Consider the following 5,446-nt stretch of genomic DNA (forward strand, 5'->3'; position numbering starts at 1 on the left):
TCCCGTCCGCCCAGACATCCAGCACATGCATCGGCACAACCGCCTGCGGCGGCAGGAACTGGTGCAGCCGAAGCGTCACCTCCTGCGCCGAAACGGCCCCACCCCAAACCCCCAGCCCAAGCGCCGCCGCGCCGAGGTTCATCGCCTTCCAGCAGGTTTTCATGGTTTTGGTCCTCCCTTGCGATCACGCCCCGACCCCTGCGGGTCGAGGATGATTCCATTTAATGATAACACATAACGGTTATTTTAAATATCTTGTTTGTGGCCTGCGCGGTTCGGTCAGGGGCCATCCTCCTCTGTCCCATCCTCCGGCATGGCGAGCGTTCTGGCCATCAAGCGGCAAAGCGCCTTGCGCTCGGCGGTGGTGAGATCTGCGAGGATATCCGCCTGCAGGCCCTCGACGACGGGCATCAGCTCGTCGATCAAACCCGCACCCGCGGGGGTCAGCGACACGAGCCGGGCGCGGCGGTCCCTCGGGTTGGCTGCGCGCTGCACCAGGCCGCGGTTCTCCAGCCGTTCGATGACGCCGCCGATGGTGGCGCGGTCATAGGCGATCAGGTGGGCCAGCTGCGCCTGGTCTATACCGGGCGCGCCGCGCAAGGCCTCCATCGCGGCGAATTGCACCGGGGTGATGTCATGCCCGGCCTGTCGCATCCGCTGCTGGAAGACCTGCGTCGATTTCTGGTGCAGGCGGCGGATCAGGTGCCCCGGCATCCTGTAGATTTCTGGTGTCACGGCGTGCCCTTCATGCCCGGATGCCCGTCAGCTTGCCAGAAAGTAGTAAGCATACAAACGGATTTCTTGACGAATGGTAAGTATGCATACTACTTTCCCCCTTGCCACGGAGGCAGGGAGGGGTCCGCATGCAATACCACCTTGATGGGTTTCGCCCCGGCGATCCCGCCGTTCAGCCCGCCGTTCAGCCCGAGGGCGCGCATGCGGCCGCTGGCGACCGTCCGTCCGAGGTCGATGTGCTGATCGTGGGCTGCGGCCCCGCGGGCCTGACGCTGGCCGCGCAGCTGGCGCAGTTCGGCGACATCTCGACCCGGATCGTCGAGCGCAAGGCGGGCCCGCTGGAAAAGGGGCAGGCCGATGGTGTCTCCTGCCGGTCGATGGAGATGTTCGAGGCCTTCGGCTTCGCCCACAAGGTCCGGCAGGAGGCCTATTGGGTGAACCAGACCGTCTTCTGGACGCCGGACCCCGCCGACCGGTCGCGGATCGCGCGCGCGGGCCGCGTGCAGGATGTGGAGGACGGCCTGTCCGAGATGCCGCATGTCATCCTGAACCAGGCGCGCGTGCATGACATGTATCTCGAGGTGATGCGCAACGGCCCGCGGCGGCTGGCCCCCGACTACGGGGTCGAGGTGCTGTCGATCTCGCGCGATGATGCGGCCTCGCCGGATTATCCTGTCTCGGTCACGCTGCACCACGCGACCGGCGAGACGGAAACCGTGGCCACGCGCTACGTGGTCGGCTGCGACGGCGCGCGCAGCACGGTGCGCAAGGCCATCGGGCGGGAACTTCGCGGGGATTCGGCCAACCAGCTCTGGGGGGTGATGGACATTCTCGCCATCACCGATTTCCCCGATATCCGCTTCAAGACGGTGATGCAGTCGGCGGGCGACGGCACGATCCTGATCATCCCGCGCGAAGGCGGCCACCTCGTGCGCATCTACATCGAGCAGGACAGGCTTGCGCCCGGCGAGCGCGCCTCCGACCGCGACATCACCGTCGAGCAGTTGATCGCCAAGGCGCAGCGCGTCTTCCATCCCTACAGCCTCGAGGTGAAGGACGTGGTCTGGTGGTCGGCCTACCAGATCGGCCAGCGCCTGACCGACAAGTTCGACGATGTGCCCGCGGGGGACGAGGCGCATGTGGCGCCGCGCATCTTCATCGCGGGCGACGCCTGTCACACCCACAGCCCCAAGGCGGGGCAGGGGATGAATGTCTCGATGGGGGATGCCTTCAATCTCGGCTGGAAGCTCAAGGCGGTGTTGCGGGGCGAGGCTGCGCCGGAGCTGTTGCACAGCTACTCTGCCGAGCGCCACGCGGTCGCGCAGGACCTGATCGAGTTCGACCGGCATTGGGCGCAGGCGATCCGCGAGACGGGCGACGCAGAGGCCGACGACATGCCGCCGGTTCAGCGCCAGTTCATCCGGCAGGGGCGTTACACCGCCGGGGTCGCGGTAACTTATGCGCCCTCGGTCCTGACCGGCCCGAAGACGTGGCAGGGGCTGGCCAGCCGCTTCGAGATCGGGGCGCGGTTCCACTCCGCGCCGGTGCTGCGCCTTGCCGATGCGAAGCGGGTCGAGCTGGGCCATACCGTCCGCGCGGACGGGCGCTGGCGCGTCTTTGCCTTCGCCCCGGACGAAGACCCCACCACCAAGGACGGCGCGGTGGCGCGGCTGGCCGCCGCACTGGCCGATCCGGCACTATCGCCGCTTGCGCGCCACAGCGTCGACGGGGCCGAGGTGGACGCGCTGATCGACCTGCGCGCGGTGCTGCCGGTCGAGCTGGGCGCGGTGGACATCACCGATCTGCCGCCGATCTTCCTGCCGCGCAAGGGGCGCTTCGGCTTGCAGGATTACGAAAAACTCTTCTGCCCCCTGCCGAACCCCGCCGATGACATTTACGAGATGCGCGGCATCGACCGGGCGGCAGGGTGCCTTGTCGTGGTGCGGCCGGACCAGCATGTCGGGCATGTGATGCCCTTCGACGGCGTCGAGCGGCTTGGAGCGTATTTCGACGGGATCTTCCGTCGGCCCCCCGGCTGACCACGCCCCGGCGGTGGCTCACCGGCAGGGGGGCGGCGCCCCCTCGCACCCGGTGGCGACCGAGCGCACAAGCGCCGCGACGGGGGCGGTCATCGTGGCCAGGTCGTCCGCGTCGAAGCGGCAGAGATAGGGCCGGTGCGGCGCAAGCCGGGCGGCGATGGTCCCCTCCCACTCCTCCTGCGACAGGTCGAGGACCTGTTCCGCCGTGTAGAGCAGGTAATCGACATAGGCCTCGTAAGCGCGCGCGCGGGCCGGGTCGGCGGGCGCACAGGCGGCGGGATCGGCCAGGTCGGGGCGCTGGATGGTGATATTCAGGAACTCGCGGTAGATCTCGCGCGCGGCCTGCTCGCGGCTGGTCCGGTCATTGGCCGCGATCTGCATCGGCACGAGGATGGCGGCGGCAACCGCGGCAAGCGCCATGACGATCGCACCGGCAGCGCCGATCGCCTCGGCATGTGTCTTGAGCCAACCCATCACACCCCCCAACCGGTCACGCGACCACCCCGGAACCCTACTGCGCCCGGCCGATGGCCCACAAGCGCGGCATGAGACCGCCACGGCGACAGGAGCGACGCGCGCGACCAAGGGTTTTCTGCAGGGATTGGGGATGTTTGGTGGAGCCTAGGGGGATCGAACCCCTGACCTCTTGCATGCCATGCAAGCGCTCTCCCAGCTGAGCTAAGGCCCCGTGTCGGGGGGCGCTTGTGACGCCCCCGTCAGGTGTGCGGCGGTGTAGGATAGGGCGGGGGGAGGTGCAAGGGAAAAATCGCCCTGTCCACCCCCTCGCCGACCGCCAGTGTTCAGTCGTCGTCGTCGTTTCCGGCCACGTCCGCCAGGTCGTCGAGCGCGACGGTATCGTCGTCCTCGTCGTCGTCGAGAACATCATCGTCATCGAGATCGACATCCGAATCGTCGTCTTCGATTTCGACGTCGTCGTCGAGAACCAGATCGTCCTCGTCCGCTGCGGCCTCCTTGACCGTTTTCTTGTCGGCCTTGTCGGCCACGAGGCTACGGCCGGCCTTGCCGGTGTCGAGAACGACAACCTCGCCCGTGTAGGGGCTGACGATCGGGGTCCGGTTCAGGTCGTAGAACCGTTTTCCGGTTGTGGGGCAGACGCGTTTGACGCCCCATTCCTCTTTGGGCATGACACCCCCTTGCATAACTCTGCGGTATCGCGGGATGCGGACCTCTGCCATAGTGTCGGGGGACTGTCAAACCCCGTGCGGCAGGACGGTCGATCGTATCCTCGAGGCCTTGGAAGTGGTGTCCAGACAGCGCAGTTCAACCCATGTCCTTCCGGGCGATCCGCCGGTCGTGGTGGCATTGCGCCGGTCGCGGCGTGCAACCCGATTCTCGCTGCGCGTGTCACGCGCCAACGGGACCGTCAGCCTGTCGTTGCCGATCTGGGCGCCCGAGGCCGAGGCGCTGGCCTTTCTGCGCGACCGCGAGGGCTGGGTGCGCCGCCACCTCGATGCCGCACCGGTCCCGCAACGGGCGCGCATCGGCGCGGCGCTGCCGATCTGCGGCACCCCGCGCGCGGTCGTCGCCGGACAGGGACGGGCCGCACGCTTCACCGATGGGCGGATCGAGGTGCCCGAGGGCCCGCGGCAGGGCCCGCGGCTCAAGGCGCTTCTGACGGCGCTGGCGCGCGAGCGGCTGTCGGTTGCAGTCGCCCGCCATGCCGGGGCGCTTGGCCGCGCGCCGGGGCGGATCACCCTGCGCGATCCGCGAAGCCGCTGGGGCAGCTGTTCCTCGAAGGGGGACCTGATGTTCTCGTGGCGGCTGATCATGGCCCCACCCTCGGTGCTGGATTACGTCGCGGCCCACGAGGTCGCGCATCTTGCCGAGATGAACCACTCCCCCGCCTTCTGGCGGGTCTGCGCGCGGCTCAGGCCCGATTATGCCGAACACCGCGACTGGTTGAAGCGCAATGGTGCGGGTCTTCTGGCCTGGCGTTTCGACCTCGAGGAGGATGGCCCATGCTGATGAACCCGCGCCCGACCGAGACGGGGGCCGCGGTGGCCCATGACCGGGTCTATCGCGCGCTGCGCAGCCGCATCATGCATGGCGAGGTGGGGCCGGGGCAGGCGATGACGCTGCGCGGCCTCGGCGCGGAATTCGGTGTGTCGATGACCCCCGCGCGCGAGGCGGTGCGGCGTCTGGTGAGCGAGGGGGCGCTGTTCCTTTCGGCCTCGGGCCGCGTCTCGACGCCCGAGCTGTCGAACGAGCGGATCGAGGAGCTGGCGGCGATCCGCGCGTTGCTGGAGCCCGAGCTGTCGGCCCGCGCCCTGCCGCGCGCGCATCCCGCGCTGATCGAGCGGATGGAGGCGATCAACGGCACCATCGCGCAAGCCATCGCGCGCCGCGACGCGGTCGCTTACATCAAGCGCAACCTCGAGTTTCACCGCACCCTCTACCTGCGCGCGCAGGCCCCCGCGATGCTGGCCTTGGCCGAGACGGTCTGGCTGCAGCTGGGGCCCACGATGCGGGCGCTTTACGGGCGGCTGAACCGCACCGAGGTGCCGCAGCATCACCGGCTGATCGTGGCCGCGCTGAAGGCCGGGGACGAGCCGGGGTTGCGGCTGGCGGTGCGGGCGGACGTGACCAACGGTCTGCGCCTGCTGGCGGGCTGAGGGACCGCGCGGGGGCGGGGCGGCCCACCCGCCCACCCC

6 protein-coding genes, 1 tRNA gene and 1 pseudogene are annotated in these 5,446 nt (G+C 68.7%); 3 read left to right on the forward strand and 5 right to left on the reverse strand.

Annotation, left to right across the window (positions count from 1 at the left end; all coding sequences use genetic code 11):
* Nucleotides 1–142: pseudogene (locus QQK83_RS18695) on the reverse strand (C4-dicarboxylate ABC transporter); the annotation flags it as partial.
* A 137-nt stretch (nucleotides 143–279) separates the two neighbouring features.
* Complete coding sequence (locus QQK83_RS18700) at nucleotides 280–735, reverse strand: MarR family winged helix-turn-helix transcriptional regulator (RefSeq protein WP_284266862.1); 456 nt, start codon at nucleotides 733–735, stop codon at nucleotides 280–282.
* 128 nt (nucleotides 736–863) lie between these two features.
* Between QQK83_RS18700 and QQK83_RS18705 the strand changes: the two genes are divergently transcribed.
* Nucleotides 864–2,774 carry an FAD-dependent monooxygenase gene (locus QQK83_RS18705; protein ID WP_284266864.1) on the forward strand — a complete coding sequence of 637 codons (1,911 nt, stop codon included), beginning with the start codon at nucleotides 864–866 and terminating at the stop codon, nucleotides 2,772–2,774.
* Between the two features lie 18 nt (nucleotides 2,775–2,792).
* On the opposite strand, the gene QQK83_RS18710 is transcribed toward QQK83_RS18705, so the two are convergent.
* From QQK83_RS18710 to QQK83_RS18720, 3 genes are all read right to left on the reverse strand, one after another.
* Nucleotides 2,793–3,248: a hypothetical protein gene (locus QQK83_RS18710; RefSeq protein WP_284266866.1), complete on the reverse strand. Its 456-nt coding sequence runs from the start codon at nucleotides 3,246–3,248 to the stop codon at nucleotides 2,793–2,795.
* Nucleotides 3,249–3,386: 138 nt separating this feature from the next.
* Nucleotides 3,387–3,462: transfer RNA gene (locus QQK83_RS18715), tRNA-Ala, on the reverse strand.
* A gap of 112 nt (nucleotides 3,463–3,574) precedes the next feature.
* On the reverse strand, nucleotides 3,575–3,919 hold the full coding sequence (locus QQK83_RS18720) for a TIGR02300 family protein (RefSeq protein ID WP_284266868.1): 345 nt from the start codon (nucleotides 3,917–3,919) through the stop codon (nucleotides 3,575–3,577).
* Between the two features lie 115 nt (nucleotides 3,920–4,034).
* Between QQK83_RS18720 and QQK83_RS18725 the strand changes: the two genes are divergently transcribed.
* Together QQK83_RS18725 and QQK83_RS18730 are read left to right on the forward strand one after the other, a co-directional pair.
* Complete coding sequence (locus QQK83_RS18725) at nucleotides 4,035–4,760, forward strand: M48 family metallopeptidase (RefSeq protein ID WP_417750371.1); 726 nt, start codon at nucleotides 4,035–4,037, stop codon at nucleotides 4,758–4,760.
* Nucleotides 4,754–5,407, forward strand: a complete 654-nt coding sequence (locus QQK83_RS18730) for a GntR family transcriptional regulator (protein ID WP_284266872.1) — start codon at nucleotides 4,754–4,756, stop codon at nucleotides 5,405–5,407. Before QQK83_RS18725 ends, QQK83_RS18730 begins: the two co-directional genes overlap by 7 nt.
* Nucleotides 5,408–5,446 lie beyond the last annotated feature (39 nt).

The sequence above is a fragment of the Roseicyclus amphidinii genome (genome assembly GCF_030163755.1).
GTDB classification, from domain to species: Bacteria; Pseudomonadota; Alphaproteobacteria; order Rhodobacterales; family Rhodobacteraceae; genus Roseicyclus; species Roseicyclus amphidinii.

Excerpts from the sequence above, each read along its gene's own strand:
- QQK83_RS18710 (WP_284266866.1), bottom strand. The coding sequence starts at position 3,248 with ATGGGTTGGCTCAAGACACATGCCGAGGCGATCGGCGCTGCCGGTGCG.
- QQK83_RS18720 (WP_284266868.1), bottom strand. The coding sequence starts at position 3,919 with ATGCCCAAAGAGGAATGGGGCGTCAAACGCGTCTGCCCCACAACCGGA.
- QQK83_RS18730 (WP_284266872.1), top strand. The coding sequence starts at position 4,754 with ATGCTGATGAACCCGCGCCCGACCGAGACGGGGGCCGCGGTGGCCCAT.
- QQK83_RS18705 (WP_284266864.1), top strand. The coding sequence starts at position 864 with ATGCAATACCACCTTGATGGGTTTCGCCCCGGCGATCCCGCCGTTCAG.